This is a genomic window from Vibrio sp. Y176 (assembly GCF_033438945.1).
Genome location: NZ_JAWOQS010000003.1, coordinates 407,473 through 426,886, shown reverse-complemented (window position 1 = coordinate 426,886; position 19,414 = coordinate 407,473). Strand labels below are relative to the sequence as shown.

The 19,414-nt window shown below is 44.1% G+C and carries 19 protein-coding genes; 9 read left to right on the top strand and 10 right to left on the bottom strand.

Going from position 1 to position 19,414, the window contains the following annotated elements:
- Positions 1-22: 22 nt before the first annotated feature.
- The 3 genes from R7O13_RS10250 to R7O13_RS10240 form a co-directional block, all read right to left on the bottom strand.
- Entirely contained in the window at positions 23-1,237 is a 1,215-nt protein-coding gene (locus R7O13_RS10250) for an EAL and HDOD domain-containing protein (protein WP_104975223.1), read from the bottom strand.
- A gap of 98 nt (positions 1,238-1,335) precedes the next feature.
- Positions 1,336-2,073, bottom strand: coding sequence for a UDP-2,3-diacylglucosamine diphosphatase (lpxH, locus tag R7O13_RS10245; RefSeq protein WP_005389817.1), 738 nt, complete (start codon positions 2,071-2,073; stop codon positions 1,336-1,338).
- Positions 2,074-2,133: 60 nt separating this feature from the next.
- The gene (locus tag R7O13_RS10240) at positions 2,134-2,628 is read right to left on the bottom strand and encodes a peptidylprolyl isomerase (protein WP_104975224.1); all 495 of its coding nucleotides are present in this window, start codon (positions 2,626-2,628) and stop codon (positions 2,134-2,136) included.
- 203 nt (positions 2,629-2,831) lie between these two features.
- Here R7O13_RS10240 and cysS point away from each other — a divergent pair, with 203 nt between their 5' ends.
- Complete coding sequence (gene cysS / locus R7O13_RS10235; RefSeq protein ID WP_318303759.1) at positions 2,832-4,214, top strand: cysteine--tRNA ligase; 1,383 nt, start codon at positions 2,832-2,834, stop codon at positions 4,212-4,214.
- Between the two features lie 87 nt (positions 4,215-4,301).
- Positions 4,302-4,880, top strand: coding sequence for a thymidine kinase (locus R7O13_RS10230; protein ID WP_042522050.1), 579 nt, complete (start codon positions 4,302-4,304; stop codon positions 4,878-4,880).
- Between the two features lie 60 nt (positions 4,881-4,940).
- On the opposite strand, the gene R7O13_RS10225 is transcribed toward R7O13_RS10230, so the two are convergent.
- From R7O13_RS10225 to R7O13_RS10215, 3 genes are read right to left on the bottom strand one after another with little or no spacing between them, the layout of a single operon-like run.
- On the bottom strand, positions 4,941-5,579 hold the full coding sequence (locus R7O13_RS10225) for a YdcF family protein (protein ID WP_318303757.1): 639 nt from the start codon (positions 5,577-5,579) through the stop codon (positions 4,941-4,943).
- The gene (locus R7O13_RS10220) at positions 5,576-6,403 is read right to left on the bottom strand and encodes an NAD-dependent epimerase/dehydratase family protein (protein ID WP_318303755.1); all 828 of its coding nucleotides are present in this window, start codon (positions 6,401-6,403) and stop codon (positions 5,576-5,578) included. Before R7O13_RS10220 ends, R7O13_RS10225 begins: the two co-directional genes overlap by 4 nt.
- Before the next feature lie 18 nt (positions 6,404-6,421).
- A complete protein-coding gene (locus tag R7O13_RS10215) occupies positions 6,422-7,300 on the bottom strand; it encodes a LysR family transcriptional regulator (RefSeq protein WP_005378151.1) in 879 nt (292 codons plus the stop codon).
- A gap of 89 nt (positions 7,301-7,389) precedes the next feature.
- Between R7O13_RS10215 and R7O13_RS10210 the strand changes: the two genes are divergently transcribed.
- Positions 7,390-7,836, top strand: coding sequence for a PACE efflux transporter (locus tag R7O13_RS10210; RefSeq protein ID WP_042522041.1), 447 nt, complete (start codon positions 7,390-7,392; stop codon positions 7,834-7,836).
- Positions 7,837-7,879: 43 nt separating this feature from the next.
- On the opposite strand, the gene R7O13_RS10205 is transcribed toward R7O13_RS10210, so the two are convergent.
- The gene (locus R7O13_RS10205) at positions 7,880-8,113 is read right to left on the bottom strand and encodes a TIGR02647 family protein (protein ID WP_005387662.1); all 234 of its coding nucleotides are present in this window, start codon (positions 8,111-8,113) and stop codon (positions 7,880-7,882) included.
- Between the two features lie 299 nt (positions 8,114-8,412).
- On the opposite strand from R7O13_RS10205, the gene focA reads away from it, so the two are divergent.
- The gene (focA, locus tag R7O13_RS10200; protein ID WP_318303753.1) at positions 8,413-9,273 is read left to right on the top strand and encodes a formate transporter FocA; all 861 of its coding nucleotides are present in this window, start codon (positions 8,413-8,415) and stop codon (positions 9,271-9,273) included.
- An 85-nt stretch (positions 9,274-9,358) separates the two neighbouring features.
- Here the strand turns inward: focA and R7O13_RS10195 are convergent, their stop codons facing one another.
- The gene (locus R7O13_RS10195) at positions 9,359-9,496 is read right to left on the bottom strand and encodes a hypothetical protein (RefSeq protein WP_005378145.1); all 138 of its coding nucleotides are present in this window, start codon (positions 9,494-9,496) and stop codon (positions 9,359-9,361) included.
- Positions 9,497-9,880: 384 nt separating this feature from the next.
- The gene (locus R7O13_RS10190; protein ID WP_318303752.1) at positions 9,881-10,663 is read right to left on the bottom strand and encodes an ABC transporter permease; all 783 of its coding nucleotides are present in this window, start codon (positions 10,661-10,663) and stop codon (positions 9,881-9,883) included.
- A 462-nt stretch (positions 10,664-11,125) separates the two neighbouring features.
- Between R7O13_RS10190 and torE the strand changes: the two genes are divergently transcribed.
- The 4 genes from torE (at position 11,126) to R7O13_RS10170 (ending at position 16,967) form a co-directional block, all read left to right on the top strand.
- Positions 11,126-11,305 (top strand): trimethylamine N-oxide reductase system protein TorE, encoded by a 180-nt coding sequence (gene torE / locus R7O13_RS10185; RefSeq protein ID WP_005378141.1) that lies wholly within the window; start codon positions 11,126-11,128, stop codon positions 11,303-11,305.
- Positions 11,306-11,355: 50 nt separating this feature from the next.
- The gene (torC, locus tag R7O13_RS10180) at positions 11,356-12,540 is read left to right on the top strand and encodes a pentaheme c-type cytochrome TorC (protein WP_005378139.1); all 1,185 of its coding nucleotides are present in this window, start codon (positions 11,356-11,358) and stop codon (positions 12,538-12,540) included.
- 26 nt (positions 12,541-12,566) lie between these two features.
- On the top strand, positions 12,567-15,029 hold the full coding sequence (gene torA, locus R7O13_RS10175; protein WP_041156583.1) for a trimethylamine-N-oxide reductase TorA: 2,463 nt from the start codon (positions 12,567-12,569) through the stop codon (positions 15,027-15,029).
- Positions 15,030-15,227: 198 nt separating this feature from the next.
- A complete protein-coding gene (locus R7O13_RS10170) occupies positions 15,228-16,967 on the top strand; it encodes a glycoside hydrolase family 36 protein (protein ID WP_154204692.1) in 1,740 nt (579 codons plus the stop codon).
- Positions 16,968-17,044: 77 nt separating this feature from the next.
- Here R7O13_RS10170 and R7O13_RS10165 read toward each other — a convergent pair whose 3' ends face one another.
- Positions 17,045-18,259, bottom strand: a complete 1,215-nt coding sequence (locus R7O13_RS10165) for a putative manganese transporter (RefSeq protein WP_017820871.1) — start codon at positions 18,257-18,259, stop codon at positions 17,045-17,047.
- A 186-nt stretch (positions 18,260-18,445) separates the two neighbouring features.
- Here R7O13_RS10165 and R7O13_RS10160 point away from each other — a divergent pair, with 186 nt between their 5' ends.
- Positions 18,446-19,351, top strand: a complete 906-nt coding sequence (locus R7O13_RS10160; protein WP_017634678.1) for a manganese-dependent inorganic pyrophosphatase — start codon at positions 18,446-18,448, stop codon at positions 19,349-19,351.
- Positions 19,352-19,414 lie beyond the last annotated feature (63 nt).

The following is a 19,414-nucleotide window of genomic DNA, read 5'->3' as shown; positions in this document are numbered from 1 at the left end:
GGAGGTGAGGCATTATAGCGATTTAGGGCGTTTGAGACAGCAGTTCTTGAGCCCATTCCGTCGATTGATTAAAAGCGTCTGCTAATTGAGGTTCGGTTAATTTAAGAACGGTGCAATATCGCTCGGCTAACTCCCAGTCCGCTTGTTCGTAGGCGATCGTCATCGAAAGTAAGTGACCAAGTACGCCTTTTCGACTGGTTAATGCGAGTTTTATATCTTCGTCAACGGGGATATCTTCAATGACATCCGAGAGCGGTTGATCGAGCAAAGATCCGAGTAAAGAAAACATGCCTGTCAAAAAAGCCTGCCCAGGGTCATACCTAGTGTTCATTTGACTAAGTAACAGTTCACACATTCGTGCACGCTGAATCGCTAAAGAGTAAAGAGAGTCAGGTTTATCTTCTTGAACGGACGCAATTGCAACTAAGGAAATAAAGCGTCGTAGTCGCTCTTCACCCAGATAAATAAGCGCCTGTCTGAACGATTTGATCTTAGTCGTTAATGTATATCCTGAATTTACGTAAGTAAGCAGCTTGTATGACAGCGTCACATCAATCGAAAACAGACGTTCAACCTCATTGAAGTCGATGGGCTTATCAGCAATCTCTTTACAAAGTTGGATGACGGTAAGAAACGCGGGGTTCAACCGTTTTTTCTGGATCATCTCAGGTTTGCTAAAAAAATACCCTTGAAAATAGTTAAAACCGGCTTCTAGAGCTTGCTCAAACTCTTCATAGGTCTCTACCTTTTCCGCAAGAAAGTCGATTTTAAATGGGCTCAACGCCTGAATAAAAATGGCAGCTTTCTTGATCGGCACAAGTCTAATATCAAACTTGATCATGGAAATGTATGGAAGAAAACGCTTCCAAGCTTTCGTCGGAACAAAATCATCCAGAGCAATTTTGTATCCGCACTCATGAAGGTGCTTGATGGCTTCTAACAGTTCTTCTGTCGGTTCGCAGTCTTCAAGGACTTCAATGACGAGAGATTCTTTAGGGAACAAAGTTGGGACCAAGTTCACCAAGCTTTGATGCGGAAAGTTAACAAAGCCAAGTTTGTTTCCTAATGTGTTGTAATGCGTCGATAAAAAATGATCGGATAGCAGTCGACTAGTAGCCAGCTCTGGTTCTACTTCAGGGAAGGTATTTTTAGGGCCGTCTCGAAAGAGGAGTTCGTAACCTATGGTTCGTTTTTCTCTATCCAGAATCGGTTGGCGAGCTACGTAAGAATACTTCAATTAGGTACTTCGTTCTGTTTAACTTAGTATTATGATAATAGCGATTTTTTACAAAATATCTACGACTTGAGCGTGAATCTTCTACACGCTCTACATGCTTAACGCAAATTCTGTATGAACGGTCTCGTTTGTAGGTCAAAACTATCAGAATTTACTTTTAAAACTGAGCCTTGCGTATACCAATCCCCTAAAACAATTCGGGTCTTTTTAACGCCATCGACGTCAAAAAAATGTGTGTTCGGGCGATGTGTGTGACCATGAATCATTAAGTTGACGCAGTTCTGAGACATCACTTTCTCGACCTCATTTTGGTTGACGTCCATGATATCTAATGACTTGCTCATTTTATCATCACGAATATCGGATTGAACTTTTGAGACAATTTTCTTCTTAATGAACCAAGGAATACGGTTAAACAACCATTGTAGCCATGGCTTGTGAACGGTTTTTCTAAACTCTTGGTATTTCACATCGTCAATGCAGAGCGTATCGCCATGTAGGATTACGGCTTTTTGACCATAAAGATCAATCGTGCAGACATCGTCGAGTAATGTCATACCGGTTTCTTTGCAAAAGCGTTTGCCGAGTAAAAAATCTCGATTGCCTTGGATGAAAAAAGTTGGCACACCCGCATCCGTCAGTGCTTTAAATTCTGCACGGATTTGGTCTGCAAAAGGGGTGTTGTCATCGTCACCAATCCAGAACTCAAACAGATCGCCGAGTACATAAAGTGCATCAGCTTTTGTTGCTTCTGTTCGCATGAACGTCACAAAACATTCCGTGATATCAGGACGTGATGGGGTAAGGTGAAGATCGGAAATAAATAATGTCGTCATAGAAATAAGGGGAAGCTATGCCTCCCCATTAACTTATCTTTTAAAAATAATTCCTAAGAATTACTCTTCAATTGTTGTACCAGTGATTACTACGTCTTCTAGAGGTACGTCTTGGTGCATGCCGTAAGAACCAGTGCTAACGCCTTTGATCTTATTTACGATGTCCATGCCTTCGATTACTTCACCGAACACACAGTAACCCCAACCGTCTAGGCTTTCGCTACGGAAATCTAGGAATGTGTTGTTGTTTACGTTGATAAAGAACTGAGAGCTTGCTGAATGCGGCTCCATAGTACGCGCCATAGCAAGTGTACCCACTTTGTTGCTTAGGCCGTTGTTTGCTTCGTTCTTGATAGGTGCACGTGATGCTTTTTCACGTAGACCAGGTTCCATGCCACCACCTTGGATCATGAAACCGTCAATAACACGGTGGAAAAGCGTGTTGTCGTAAAAGCCATCGCGGCAGTACTGAAGGAAGTTTGCGCTAGTCTCTGGCGCTTTCTCTTCGTTTAGTTGAATCTTGATGTCACCAAAATTAGTGTGAAGGGTGATCATGCTACTTTCCTTTACTGTGTTGTGTTGAGCCCGAGATTCTAGCCTAAGTTCTAGTGCTTTAAAAACTCAGGAAGAGGAAATTCTTCGTTTTGTGCTTGAAGTTTAGCCGATTATCGTTTTATCGGTTAATTGCTATTACCTAACCAGGTCGGAGTTGATATACTCGACCTTCTTTTATTCATTCACAATCATAGATAGAGATCATGTTAAAGATATATAACACACTCACAAGACAGAAAGAGGAATTCAAACCAATTACAGCTGGCAAAGTCGGCATGTATGTCTGTGGAGTTACCATCTACGATCTCTGTCACATTGGTCACGGTCGTACTTTCGTCTCTTTTGACGTTGTATCACGTTACCTTCGCTACTTGGGCTACGATCTGACGTTTGTACGTAACATCACAGATATCGATGATAAGATCATCAAACGTGCCGCAGAAAATGGTGAGTCTTGCGATTCATTGACTGAGCGTTTAATTGGTGAAATGCACGCTGATTTTGATGCGCTGAACATGAAACGCCCGGACGTTGAACCTCGTGCGACACAGTTTATTGCTGAAATCATCGAACTTGTTCAAAAACTGATTGAACGTGGTTTTGCTTATGTTGCGGATAATGGCGATGTAATGTTTGAGGTTCGTAAGTTTGACGAATACGGCAAACTGTCTAAACAAGATTTGGATCAGCTGCAAGCGGGCGCGCGCGTTGATGTCGAAACAGCCAAACGTAGCCCGCTAGACTTCGTACTTTGGAAGATGTCTAAACCGGGTGAACCAACATGGGAATCACCATGGGGTCCAGGCCGTCCAGGTTGGCACATCGAATGTTCTGCAATGAACTCGTCAATCCTAGGCAACCACTTCGACATTCACGGCGGCGGTTCTGACCTTCAGTTCCCACACCATGAAAATGAAATCGCGCAATCATGCTGTGCACACGATACACAATACGTGAACACATGGATGCACAGCGGCATGGTAATGGTAGACCGTGAGAAGATGTCTAAATCTCTAGGTAACTTCTTTACTATCCGTGACGTTCTTGGTCACTACGATGCTGAAACAGTGCGTTACTTCCTAATGTCTGGTCACTACCGTAGCCAGTTAAACTACAGCGAAGATAACCTAAACCAAGCACGTGCTTCGCTTGAGCGCCTGTACACATCTCTACGTGGTTTAGACCTAAACGCTGCGCCTGCTGGTGGTGAAGAATACGTATCTCGCTTCACTGCAGCGATGAACGATGACTTCAACACACCAGAAGCTTACTCAGTACTGTTCGACATGGCGCGAGAAGTTAACCGTCTGAAGACAGAAAACCTAGAGAAAGCGAGCGAACTCGGTGCGCTAATGCGTGAACTGGCTGACGTGATCGGTATTCTTCACCAAGATCCTGAAGCCTTCCTAAAAGGTGATGCGGGTAACGATGATGAAGTGGCTGAAATCGAAGCTCTGATCAAGCTGCGTAACGACTCTCGTGCTTCGAAAGATTGGGCGAATGCAGATATGGCTCGTGACAAGCTGACCGAAATGGGCATTGTTCTGGAAGATGGTCCAGAAGGCACAACGTGGCGTCGTAAGTAATTGAATTTTCATTTTTAAAGGGCTGATAATTCAGCCCTTTTATTTTCCATTTCCATAAATTAAAACTTTAACTTTAGGTAATGCTCTGTGGCTCAGATGTATTTCTATTACTCAGCAATGAATGCGGGTAAATCAACAACGCTTCTTCAATCCTCTTTCAACTATCAAGAACGCGGCATGACGCCAGTTATTTTTACGGCTGCGCTAGATGATCGTTTTGGTGTCGGTAAAGTGAGCTCTCGTATTGGTCTTCAATCTGACGCACATTTATTTCGTCAGGATACCAATTTGTATCAAGAGATCGCAGATCTGAATGAGGTTGAAAAACGTCACTGTATTCTTGTTGATGAGTGTCAGTTCTTGTCGAAAGAACAAGTTTATCAACTTACTGAAGTCGTTGATAAGTTGCATATTCCAGTATTGTGTTACGGCCTTCGCACCGATTTTCTAGGCGAACTTTTTGAAGGCAGTAAGTATCTATTATCTTGGGCAGACAAGCTGGTTGAGCTCAAAACAATCTGCCATTGTGGCCGCAAAGCGAATATGGTTATTCGTACCGATGAACACGGCGTGGCAATTAAAGAAGGCGATCAAGTTGCGATCGGCGGTAACGATAAGTATGTCTCCGTATGCCGCCAACATTACAAAGAAGCGCTCGGTAAATAAGCCGCATTGATACAGAAAAGCCACCGTACTTGGTGGCTTTTTGTTGTCGGTTAGAAAAAGCTAGCCTAAGTCAAAACCAAACCGCTCGAGTAAAACCTGGTAAGAAGATTCGACTTGCTGAGGGATGTTCTGCTCGGTTTGAAATCCTTTCTCTGGATAGCTTTTTACGCGAGAGAAATCTTCCATTAGTGCTTCTAGCACCATCATTAATGGCATGTCTTCATTAATGTATTCAAAAAATGGAAGAGCCGCAGAGCTTACTTGGAGCTGAGTGTAGGGTGACTGCCACTGTTTTTCAAATGTCGCGATTGCTCTACGCTCCATAAACGGTTTTTGTACCAGAATAAACGAGGAACACTGTTTTCCTTCCTCTTTTAATCGTTGCTCAGTAAAGCGAACATTTTCTCCACTGTTTGTGGATTCAGTTTCGAGCAAAATTGCTTCACTTGGAACGCCCGACATCTTTGCAATCTCGGCAAAGGTTTCTGCTTCGCTTTTTTCAAACAGTCCATCTGTGAAGCGGCCTTCACCCCCTGAAAATACAATCAAAGGTGCCAACTTTTGGTGGTAGAGCTTGGCAGCGTGCTCCGCTACACGCACGTCATTACTGCACATCACAAACAAACAGTCCGCAGGTTTCAGTTCATGTTTGAGTTGCATGTAATCCCAAAGCGTTTCTATATGTCTATAGAGTCTCATAGCGCATCCAAAGTTGAATTGAAGTGAAATCGATAACCAAGTGAGAGTAGTTTGTCAGCAAGAATACGCTTGTCAGCTTGCTCTGTGATGGGTGGAAGAGGTATCTCACTTCCGATTTTGTTTATGGCAGCTTGGTAGAACTCAGCCTTGCTGACAGTATGAGGTGTCGTCACATTAATGACTTGGTTGCTTAAATTGCCTAAGGCAAATTTCGCAGCCGAGACAGCATCATCTTGATGAAGCATATTAGCTGGTGCTTTACGACTAACTTGTTGAAGCCTTGCAGCAAAGCGAGATGGGTGTCTATCTGGCCCGATTAATCCGCTACAACGTAGAATAACAAAGCTAATATTCGAGTCGATAACATGCTGCTCTGCTTGAAGCATAATACGTGCATTGTCAGAGAAATAAGGGCTTTCGGCTGCTAAAGAGAGTGACGCGTCAGCTTCTTCCATATCGGAAGCAAGGTTAGGGTAAACCGTGGTAGAGCTGATCATGAGAAGTTTTTCAACGTTGTTTTGCTTAGCTGCGTTGGCAAGTATTTGCCATTGCTGGGCATATTCTTGACCGCGTCCTTTACGAAATCCTGGAGGAAAAGCGCCGATAACGTGCGTAATTTGATGCTGTTTGAGCAGCTCATCTAGCCGTGCTGTGGCGTTCAATTGATTGAAATCGAACAATGCGGAGTGAGTTAATGAGGTGGGTAACTCTTTTAATCGAGTTTGGCTACGACGAGTGACGACAACATAGTGTCCATCTTTCATCAATGTTTCTGCTAGCGGAGTTCCGAGCCAGCCTGCACCTACGATCAATGTATTTGCCATTTGGGTCTTCCTACTTACTTATGTCTGCCCGAATAGGTTGAGCAGTTCTGCTTTAGCTTGTTGATGGAGGGGATCTGAATGCCATTTCTGGTGCTGAATAAGGTCAACATTGACTTGCCAAGCCAGTTTTGTGAAATCATCCCCAACCTTTTTTAATGTATTAGGTGAATACGCGACTAAATGCTGTGGTAGAAAGCACCAACCAAACCCTTTATTCGCCAATTCCAACAAAATATAGTAGTTATCAGCGTACCAGATATCTGGGCTAAATGCTTGATTGAGACCACATGGCTCTGCACTTTTGGATCGTATGACCAATTGACGATGTTGTTTTAGTTGATCAATGTGAGTGATTTGCTGCTTTGCTAAAGGATGTGTTGAAGAGACATAGACATCAAATGCAATATTGCCAAGATTGGTGAAATCGATGTGCCTTGGCATTTGTAAATCACTCAAAATAATCCCAGTCGTGGCGCGTTCCGACTTAACCAATTCAATGATATCAGGGCTTGATGCCGTTAAGCATTCAACTTGTAAGTGTGGAAAGCGTTGCTCTAACTTCTTTAGCACATCCGGCAAGCGAGTCAGAGGAATCCCTTCATCAATAGCTAAGACTAATTTGTTCGTTGGCGTGGAAAAGAGCTGTGATGCCCTATTGTTTAGGCGGTCGAGTTGGCTGATTGTTGCTTGTGCATAAGGTACGAGCGCGAGGCCATTCTCAGTTAATTTAGGGTACCTGCCTGATCGATCGAAAAGCTCAACACCACAGTCGATCTCCATATTCATGATGTGCTGGCTCACTACAGATTGAGCTCGCCCCAGTTTTCTAGCTGCTCCTGAAAATGATCCTGCTTCTGATGTAGCAATGAAAGCTTGCAGTTGTTCGATGGTAAACATATCGCTTAAACCGATGGTATCTAACTTTTGATTATCTAAATAATAGATAAAATTCTAAGCATTGAGTAGAACTATTTGGACAGAGAAATATGACTCGTAATGAACGAATTTTTCATGCAGTACTTTTTGAGTTAATCGCACTCGCGATTATTGTACCAGCGGCTTCATTGATCACTGGAAAGGGTTCTAGTGATCTCGCGTTGGTTGGGGTCGGGTTGAGCATGTATACCGTGATATGGAACTACATCTACAACTTGTATTTTGATAAGTGGTTTGGTGACAATCGAGCTGAGCGAAGTTTAGCGATGCGGCTTGGACACACTATTGGTTTCGAGGGAGGATTGATCTTTATCTCTCTACCTGTGATTGCCTGGTTCTTAGAAATTACGCTTCTTCAAGCTCTAATGCTGGAAGCCGGCTTCCTCGTTTTCTTCCTATTTTATGCTACTGGTTTTAACTGGTTGTATGACAAGGTTCAACCATTTAGCAAAATGAAAAAGCGATTATTGCCACAGGCATCGACAGGAAAAATATAGGACTAAAAAACGCCACCGAGTTCGGTGGCGTTTTTTGTTCAAATTACACAGACAAAACTCTTAAAATCTTATCTGCATGTTCTGCAACTTCAATGCCTTCGTCTGTGAGATAACCACCGTCAGGCTGTGTACAAAGTTGCTTCTTATATAGACGAGCAACGGCTGCCTGCATTTCTTCTGACGCGTCTGTATGAACTTTAATACCAGTTGCAGCACTACTTAGGTCGAACTGAAGAAGTAGATTCAATTCGGCGATATGTTCAGCTGAATATTTCATAAATGATTCCTTTGCGCTTTTTTTACCAAGCTAGTCTGAAAAGTAGCGTTGGGCAACATTCAACGACAAGAAGTGTTAAGTATGGCGCTATCAGGCTGATATAACGCAGGATCTTTGTTCGAAAGGCCGAATACTTGTTAAGTATCATTGATACTTACGGTAGCGAATGATAGGCGCCATTTATTGCTTGATCTCCCAATAACAACGATTTTAGTAAACACGCCAAATAGCACTTGAAAAAATAGGGAAATAGAGCGATTATCCGCGCCTCTTTAAATGTTTCTAAATGTTACACCAGAATGAACTTTAATCAGTTTGACTCACTATTACCGCCACAAGCTGCGGAACGCGCGGCTGAAGTGGGGGTAGGCAAAGCAACGAAAGCTCCAATCAAATCTTTTCTGCTCGCCATTTCTGCGGGGCTTCATATTGGTATTGCTTTCATCTTCTATACCACAGTAACGACAGGCGCAGGCGAGCTGCCTTGGGGCATTACACGACTCATTGGTGGTCTGGCATTTAGCCTTGGTTTGATTTTGGTGGTGGTTACTGGCGGCGAGCTTTTCACTAGCTCTGTGCTAACACTAGTTGCGCGTGCGAGTGGAAAAATCTCTTGGCAAGCACTTATCAAAAACTGGTTGGTGGTTTACTTTGGCAATATGGTTGGGGCCATTTTGCTCGTGGCCTGTATGCTAGTTACCAAGCAATATATGTTTGATCATGGCCAAGTTGGTCTTAACGCGATGGCGATCTCCCAACACAAATTACATCATGGTTTCTTTGCTGCTGTTGCGCTTGGCATTATGTGTAACGTATTAGTTTGTATTGCAGTTTGGATGACGTTTAGTGGGCGAACATTGACAGATAAAATAGCGGTCATGATTTTGCCTGTGGCTATGTTCGTGTCGGCAGGTTTTGAGCACTGTATTGCGAACATGTTCCAAGTACCTATGGCGATTGGTATTAAGTACATTGCGCCAGAAGCGTTTTGGCAAATGACAGGGGCAGATATTGCAAACTACGCGGACTTAAACATGATGGGGTTCATCGTAAACAACCTAATTCCTGTTACGATAGGAAACATTATTGGTGGTGGCGTATTTGTTGGCATGTGGTATTGGATGATTTATCTACGCGATGAAGATAACCATTTGCGATAAGTTTAGAAGATCACAAGAAAGGCGAACCAGATGGTTCGCCTTTCTTTTTATTTGTCTCTGCAAATGTCAAATAAGTCGAGTCATGCTAAATCAACTCTTCGTTGATGCCAAAATCGGTTGGGAGCCAATGAGAAGTTACTTCCTTTGGTTCTTGAACGAGCCAATCCAGAGGTGCATCGGACAGGAGTTCATCGTAATTTTCTTTGATCATTAAGACATCCATGTACGTCTCTCCAAGTTTGTGGTCACTGCCTTTACTTTAAAATTAGAACATGTCAGTCACGTGATCAATGCATGAAGATTAGATTGATCACTTATGTTGCTATGTTTCTGGTTGCGTATGGGTTTTGGGGGCTTATCCACATTTTCTGTGGATAACCTGTATCAAAGATCGTGCGTATCTAAACTTGCAAAGAAAATTTCATAAAATTAGAGGCTTATATCAAAAAGAATTCTGCCTGACTTTTCATCTGAAAGCGTCTTGATGAGTGCTCGAAGAATAGTTGAGTTATTCAGTTATAAGTACGTTCGACTTGGCAACACAAGTTGTTTAACGGGCTTTACCCACAAGCGCCAACTAACCGTGAGTTTTGGTCGATTCGGGTTGCTAGATTTTTATCTTGATTCGGCCTTCTTTGGTTTGTACCCAGCGCAATGTCATTTCTAACGTTATGGTTACGGAGGCACTCAACATAACGAAAATAGCCAGCATAATTACTAACTGGTATTTAATCGCAACCATCGGGCTCGCGCCACCTAGAATTTGACCGGTCATCATACCCGGTAAGGTAACCAGCCCTGTAGTGGCCATAGAAGCTAAAGTCGGGGCAAGGGACTTTCTAAGAGCCTCCTGAATGAAGGGGAAGGATGCGTAGCGAGGAGAGGCTCCAAGTGAGATTGCAGCCTCATATTCTGCTTGTCTCTGCTCAAAAGCCGTAAACAAATTCTGAAGAGCGATGATATTACTACTCAAGCTGTTACCCAATAACATACCAGCAAGTGGGATCATGTACTGCGCATTGTAAATAGGGGATGGTTGCACTAAGCCTGCTGTAATTGCTATCAGAAGTGGTATTAGACCACAGGTAAGGCCCGTTAGTAGCGGAAGCATAAGTGGCTTTTTAGGTAAGTGAGCTTTTCCCGCAATTGAGCTGGCACCAATCAGTAGCATGATGGCAAGCCAAAGTATATTGACAAGTAAGCTGTTTAATTGAAAAAGATATTCTAAATACACGCCAATCAATATGAGCTGAAGTGTCATTCGGATAACACTGATTATCGTGTCTTTTGCTATCCCTAATTTGTAGCGGGCATTGATAAAAAAGGGGACCAATAAAATCAAACCAAACAGTGCCAGTTTGACCCAGCTTATATCCACCACGTTATCCATAATCGCTCCTTGAAAGTACGCGAATAATTGTATCTAAGCCTCTCCTTTATATGAACCACTACGTGCACTTTTTGCTGTTCTTAAAGTAAATCTTGAGTGCTATTTTCGACATTAATACGCAGCATTTTGTTTACAAACGGTTATCTTTTTCGGAGTTTTTAAGTCGATTTATGGCATGGTAATTACGATTTAAATGTGATCGATGTTTCTTAAATGTTGGTTATTTAACAACTCCTTAAAAGACTTATTTTGTCACATCTGTTCATGTTTTTTAATAAATAACATCAATCCATCATATCTCTGGATGAGCTCAAAAAAGTGTTGAATTACAAGGTCTGAGGTCGCTTATTTGATTGAACCCTACTATTAGTATGGTCTAACATTTTCCATTAGAGATTGTAAAAAACTTAAGCTTGGTTACGCGGGCTTTTCAATAACACTAGATACAAAATAGGCAAATGTATGAGTGATGTTAATAAAATTGAGAGTGGTGAAAAACGCTCCCTGGAGTGGAAGTCGTTCCTCTTCATTGCAGTTGTTCTCTTCCCAATTCTGAGTGTGGCCTTTGTTGGCGGCTACGGGTTCATCGTTTGGATGTTGCAAGTCTTCTTCTTTGGGCCTCCAGGCGCACACGGCATGTAAGCCAGTGCGCTCATAACCACACTTTTGAAAAGATTTTAAGAGAGCAAATAATGAAATCATTAATCATTAAACTGTGGCGTACCATGACGCGCCCAGCTGTACATATCAGCCTAGGTGTGCTGACTATGGGCGGCTTTATTGCTGGTGTTATCTTTTGGGGTGGCTTTAACACCGCTCTAGAAGCAACCAACACAGAAGAATTCTGTATTAGTTGTCACACAATGCGTGACAACGTATACGTTGAGCTACAAGAAACGGTGCACTGGAAAAACCACTCTGGTGTTCGTGCTACCTGTCCTGATTGTCACGTTCCACATAACTGGACAGATAAGATCGCTCGTAAGATGCAAGCTTCTAAAGAAGTATTTGCACAAGTATTTGGCAACTACGACGAACCGGGTGTGTTCGAAGAGCGTCGTATCGAACTTGCTAAACACGAATGGGATCGTTTCTCGGCAAACAAATCTCTGGAGTGTAAAAACTGTCACAACTATGAATCGATGGATTTCGAGCAAATGTCTCCTACGGCTCGTATCCAAATGAAGCAAGCCGCTGAGAAAGATCAAAGCTGTGTTGACTGTCACAAGGGTATTGCGCACAACCTACCAGCAGGCATGGACAGCATTGGCGGTATCGTGGGTGATCTAGAGGGTATGACTTCTAACACGGATTACGGCGTTGGTCAGCAACTCGTGAGCGTTCGTCACCTACCAATTTACTTTGATGCGCAAGGCAGTAAAGAAGCTGGTCTTCTTAATCCTGCATCGACCGTTAAAGTTCTTGAAGACAAAGGCGAGTTTGTTGAGATCGAAATTGACGGTTGGCGCAAAGCAAAAGGTTTTGGTCGTGTAATTCAAGAAGACTTCGGTAAGAACATTGCGACTGCGTCTCTGATGAAAGAAGCAGCAACAGACAGCAACATTGTGACGACTGGTGAGAAAAAAGTGGATGAGCTAACAGGCCTTCCTTGGGAAAAAGTAGCGGCGAAAGTATGGATTAAGAAAGAGTCTATGCTGAACGACATCAATCCTGTTTGGGAAAAATCTCGTGAAGCCTACAAGACCAATTGTTCTGTATGTCACACTCAACCTGCGGAAGCGCACTTCGACGCGAACACCTGGCCAGGTATGTTCGACGGTATGTTGGCGTTCGTTAACCTAGATACAGACAGTGAAGCACTGATCTTGAAGTATCTACAGAAACACTCTTCAGATTATGCTGAAGGTCACCACTAATAAGCGTCGGATTGGAGTAATTTTAAATGGCTATTACACGAAGAAGTTTTCTTAAAGGTGTAGCAACCACAAGTGCAGCGTCAGTAATTGGTCCTAGCTTATTGGCGTCCGCCTCTGCAAATGCCGTTGAGACGACAGGTACTTGGAAAGTAACCGGTTCTCACTGGGGCGCGTTCCGCGCCCACATCTACGCGGGTAAAGTTCAAGAGATCAAGCCGCTAGAGCTAGACAAAAACCCAACAGAAATGTTGAACGGTATCAAGGGCATTATTTACAGCCCTTCACGTGTGCGTTACCCAATGGTTCGTCTAGATTGGTTGAAGAAACATAAATACAGCGCAGATACGCGTGGTAACAACCGTTTCATTCGAGTAACTTGGGATGAAGCGCTAGACTTGTTCTACCGCGAACTAGAACGTATTCAAAAAGACTACGGTCCATGGGCGCTACACGCAGGTCAAACGGGTTGGAACCAAACAGGTTCATTCAACAACTGTACCGCGCACATGCAACGTGCAGTAGGTATGCACGGCAACTTCATCACGAAAGTAGGTGACTACTCGACGGGTGCAGGTCAAACCATTATGCCTTACGTACTTGGTTCAACCGAAGTTTACGCACAAGGTACGTCTTGGTCTGAAATCCTAGAGAACTCTGACAACATCGTTCTCTGGGCTAACGACCCAGTGAAAAACCTTCAAGTAGGTTGGAACTGTGAAACGCATGAGTCGTTCAAGTACCTAGCACAACTAAAAGAAAAAGTAGCGAAAGGTGAGATCAACGTTCTATCTGTAGACCCAGTGAAGAACAAGACTCAGCGCTACTTAGAGAACGATCACTTGTACATCAACCCGCTGACAGACGTAGCATTCATGCTTGCTGTGGCGCACGTGCTGTACAACGAAGATTTGTACGATAAGAAGTTCATTGATACTTACTGTCTAGGCTTTGAAGAGTTCATTCAATACGTTCAAGGTAAGACAAAAGATAAAGTAGAGAAAACACCAGAGTGGGCTGCGGCTATCTGTGGCGTGAAAGCGGACAAGATTCGCGAATTCGCGCGTATGCTAGTAAGTGGTCGTACACAGATCCTGATGGGTTGGTGTATCCAGCGTCAAGAGCACGGTGAGCAGCCATACTGGGCAGCGGCTGTGGTTGCTGCAATGGTTGGTCAAATCGGTCTACCTGGCGGTGGTATCTCTTACGGTCACCACTACTCAAGTATCGGTGTACCTTCAACTGGTTTCGCTGGCCCTGGTGGTTTCCCTCGCAACCTTGACCAAGGTATGAAGCCGAAGTGGGACAACAACGACTTTAACGGTTACAGCCGTACTATCCCAGTTGCACGTTGGATCGACTGTCTGCTTGAGCCAGGCAAAGAGATCAACTACAACGGCGGTAAAGTGAAACTGCCAGACTTCAAGATGATGGTGATCTCGGGTTGTAACCCATGGCACCACCATCAAGATCGTAACCGCATGAAGAAAGCGTTCCGCAAACTTCAAACGGTTGTAACGATCGAGTTTGCTTGGACTGCGACATGTCGTTTCTCAGATATCGTTCTACCGGCGTGTACGCAATGGGAACGTAACGACATCGACGTATACGGTTCATACTCGAACAAAGGTCTGATTGCGATGCATCGCCTCGTTGATCCATTGTTCCAATCTAAGCCTGATTTCCAAATCATGAGTGAACTCACTCAGCGTTTTGGTCGCCGCGAAGAATACACTCGTGGTATGAGTGAGATGGAATGGATCGAAAGCCTTTACAACGATTGTAAAAAAGCGAACGAAGGTAAGTTTGAAATGCCAGAATTCAACGAGTTCTGGGAGAAGAGCGTACTAGACTTCGGTGAAGGTAAACCTTGGGTTCGTCATGCGGACTTCCGTAAAGACCCTGAGCTGAATCCACTAGGTACGCCGTCTGGCTTCATCGAGATCACGTCTCGTAAGATCGGCCGTTACGGTTACGAACACTGTCAAGAGCACCCAATGTGGTTCGAAAAATCAGAGCGTTCACACGGTGGTCCTGGTTCAGATAAATACCCATTCTGGTTGCAGTCTTGCCACCCTGATAAGCGTCTGCACTCTCAAATGTGTGAGTCTGAAGAGTTCCGCGCGACTTACGCGGTACAAGGTCGTGAGCCGGTTTACATCAACCCAGCGGATGCCAAAGCAAAAGGCATCAAAGATGGTGATTTGGTACGTGTATTCAACGGTCGTGGTCAGCTATTAGCTGGTGCTGTTTTGACTGACAGCTACCCACGTGGCGTTATTCGTATCGAAGAAGGTGCGTGGTACGGTCCTCTAAACGAGAAAGAAGGCGCAATCTGTACCTACGGTGATCCTAACACGCTAACGCAAGACATCGGTTCTTCTGAGCTTGCACAGGCGACTTCTGCGAACACATGTATCGTAGACTTCGAGAAGTTCACAGGTAAAGTGCCGCCAGTCACTTCATTTGGTGGTCCGATCGAAGTTGCTTAATTAGTGCAGTTTGCATAAATCCAAATACCAGCCTCAGGGCTGGTATTTTTTTATCAAAATTTCAGTGAGCGTTGTCTCAATAGTAACTTCATAACGTTAAACGAGACTGGTATTCGTGATGATGGTAACGAATTGGGTGAGACAAGCAGGAGATAATGCGCCAAGCTAAACAATAATAATTAAGTGAGTAGACTCTTTATGGCTCAGAGCATTCAATTAGCAAATCACACTGAGATCACTGTGAATAACAATGACTTCCAAGTTGAAGTCGAGGGTAATCAATTACATTTTTCTTTTGCTGGTCTTCACAATAAAACCTTTACCGACCATGAAGTGTTATTCGAAATGCCGTTTTTGTACGAGCACGAGGCCAACGTAATTGGGGATGGTTTTCAAATGTTGGCGCAAACGGCGGGAACGATCAATCACCCCGTTGATATTGGTCGCTGCCCAGACAATAATCCTTCTTATCGAATCTATCCTAAAGATGCCCCTAAGCGTTATTACAACTATTTAGTGGTGGAAGGCTCGGCTGGCTACACATTATTTGGCTTCACATCATGTCATCGCTTTGCAGGCTATTTTGATGTTGTACTGCGTGATGGGCATTGGGTTTTATCAGCCGCAATTGATGGTGAGTTGACTCAAGTGGCGGATTGGGAAAGTAATCAACTTGAATCCGTGGCGGTACTCTGTGGTCAATCGCTGTCCGAGCTTTATCAAACCTATGGCGAGATGATTGCAAAGCATCATCCTGTTCGCCAAGGTGTGACACAAGATGCGCCTGTTGGTTGGTGTTCGTGGTACGCGTACTACGCAGACGTGACAGAGCAAAACATCATGCAGAACGTGGATTGCATGCAAGATAAGCTCGAAGACCTAGAGTGGGTACTTCTGGATGATGGCTATCAAGCCTTTATGGGCGATTGGTTAACCCCATCAGATAAGTTTTCTGGTGGCGTAAAAGAGCTCATTCATAATATCCGTGCAAAAGGAAAAAAGCCGGCAATTTGGATGGCGCCTTTCATTGCACAGCCTGAGTCGGAGATCTTCAAACAGCATCCAGAGTGGTTTGTTCGCCACAAGGATGGTGGCTTACTTAAAGCAGAAGATGTCACATACGGTGGTTGGCGATGCACGCCTTGGTACATACTCGATACCTCAAACCCAGAAGTGCAAGACCATCTGACGCATGTGGTCTCTGTCATGAGACAAGAGTGGGGCGTTGAGTTGTTCAAGCTAGACGCTAACTATTGGGGAACCTTAAAAGGTGTTCGCAAACAATCTGGTATTACAGGCGTTGAGGCGTATCGCTTAGGAATGGAAGCGATTGCTAAAGGCGCTGGTGATGCGTGGCTTTTAGGTTGCAACGCGCCAATGTGGCCATCTCTGGGACTTGTGGATGCAATGCGTGTTTCTGACGATGTAGAGCGTCATAGTCGTCGATTCGAGCAGATAGCCAGAGAAACCTTTTACCGTAGTTGGCAGCACCGAAAACTGTGGCAAATTGACCCGGATTGCGCGACATTCACTTCATTAGCTAATCAAGCCGCATCCAGAGAAGAGTATGAATTTCATCGCACGGTGTTATTAGCTAGTGGTGGTTTGCTGCTGTCTGGTGACCCGCTCCCTGAGATTACGCCGTTTGCGAAGAAGATATTGTCTAAGCTCATGTTACGTCAACAACGTAACCAACAATCTGCAAAGTTTACCGCTTTGAGTTTAAATCACGCGTTTTTAAAACTAACGACGAAGAATGACCTCCATTGTTTGTTTAATTATGCGAGTTACGGAGCGATGGAATTTACGCTGACGTCTGATCAACCGGTGGACTGGTATGATTACTGGACAGGGGAAAAGCTAAACCAAGAACCTTGCCAGTTGTTAATGGTGAGCGTGGATAAAGGGCTCAATGCGAAAGCGATCGTTACAGCATAACGTGAAGTAAATCGCCCAATACCAAGATCAAGAAAGGAGCCTATTGCGGCTCCTTTCTCGTTTTGATGCTCTGGGCGTTAGAACTCGAATAAAAAGTAATACCCGTATCCAACAATAAACGCAGGAATGGACGAGTAAATAGTCGCGACCAAAGCAGCTTTCGGTGCCATTGCAATAGCGGGGAATAGGGCGTCACCATCGTTAGAAATCGCATTGGCCAGTTGCGCAGAAAGTGGCGCTGCACCAGAAATGTATAGGCTAGTGACTAAAATTTGCGGTCCACAACCAGGCAACATACCAATGGCTAGGCCAGCTAATGGCATCCAAATTCCCCAATGAGAAAAGGTTTCTACAAGGTCGAGTCCAGAAAAATAGGTCGTCAGTTCAAACGCCAGAAACGCCACGATCACCCAAGCACTGACGAAATTCGTATCTTGTGCTGCTTTTTGAATCGGGTGTGAGTCCACGATTTTTTCATCTTCAGAGACCGTTGACTGATAATCGCCGAGCTCTTTTGTCATCGCCCACAACGACATTGTGATCACCGCGAAGATAGCGCCCAGCCATTCAATGGTATTGGCCTGCAAAGACAACAGCTGATTAATATCGATTTGGAAAGACATTAACACAGCAACGACACTAGCAGGCACAATAAGCCATTTCCAAAATGCGCCTTGTAGATTGATTGCACGTTGTTCAAGGGGTGTGTGTCGGTCTGTCTGGTGTTGGCAACAAGCATGTGTCTGAGGTGCTTCTTTTGGTTCTGGTCGCAGAAAGTTATCAGCATGAAAAGCATTAACGACTAACCCTGAAAGAGTACCCACGATAATGCCTAATCCAACCACGCCTAATCCAACACTTGGTTTGGCGGCCAGAAGTAAAAAGGCAGCGTCACCCATTGTTGAAGTAAGTACCGCGACAATCGCACCAAATCCTACTCGGCCACTAATAAATTGCGTTGTCACAACAATAGCGCCACCACAGCCAGGCAAAGCACCCAACAAAGAAGCAAAGAAAACCTGATGATTACGCGAGCGATGATATAGCTCGGTAATTCGATTGGTTTTCGACATAAAGTTTGAAAGATAATGATAAATAGCCAATGTGGCAGCAACATAGCATGACACCGCCCAGAATGAGTCGGATAGCGTCTGTACGGCTACGTCACGTGTATTTTCATTGCCTAGCAAAATGAGCATGACGATAGGGATCAGCAATCGCTTATAAGCTAAACGAAACTGAGTAGGCTGAAACAACTGTTGTGCAGAGTGTAATAATTGGGTCGCGTTCATCGTTTACTCAAATGCAAATAGGAATAATTATCATTATATGTAAATGAGATTTATTCGCAATAGCATTGTGAACTTTTCTTCGTGTCAAACTCTCTGAAATCAGGTAAAGTATCGGCCTTTGTGAGCAAACACGCCCTAATTAACTGTATTAGGCGGCGTATAAAATTGACTTGAATAGGAAGAAACATGATTCTAGTTGTAGGTCATAAGAACCCAGACAGTGACAGTATTTGTAGTGCACTCGTTGCAACTGAACTTCTAAAAGCGCGTGGCGTTGAAGCTATGCCAATTCGCCAAGGCGAAATCAACCGTGAAACTCAGCACATCCTAGAAGTTGCTGGCGCTGAAGTTCCTGAGCTTCGCACATCAGTTGCGGGTGAGACCGTTTGGCTAGTAGATTACTCAGATCTAGCACAAGCACCAGACGATATCGCAGAAGCTGAAATTGCAGGTATTGTTGACCACCACCGTCTAGGTGACGTGATGACAGTAAACCCAATGGAAGCATGGATCTGGCCTGTTGGTTGTACCAACACTGTTCTATTCAACATGTTCAAGATTGAAGGTCACGCGATTACTCCACAAATTGCTAAGCTAATGATGTCAGCAATTCTATCTGACACAGTAGGTTTTGCTTCTCCAACTTGTACACAAAAAGACAAAGATGCCGTTGCTGAACTAGCGGCAATCGCAGACGTACAAGATGTTGACGCGTTCACTAAAGATCTTCTAATTGCTAAAACAAACATAGAAGGTCTATCAGCGGCTGAGCTTGTTGAGAAAGATCTTAAAGGTTACCCATTCAACGGTCGTGACGTAGTGGTTGGTCAGGTTGAACTTGCAACTCTTGAGCAAGTTGACGGTATGATCGAAGCACTAGAAGCAGACCTAGAATCTCGTTGTGAGAAAGATAACCTAGCGTTCGCTGCTGTAATGCTAACAGACATCACGACTGCTCAAACTCGTCTTCTATACAAAGGTGAGTGGGCTGAGAAGCTTGTTAAGCACGAAAAAGACGGCATGCTAATGATGGAAAACACGCTAAGCCGTAAGAAGCAAGGTTGGCCTTGGCTTCAAACTGAGCTAGCTTAATTTTCTAGCATATACTTTAAATGCCCGCCTAGCTGCGGGCATTTTTCTATGGGAAATAGGAGA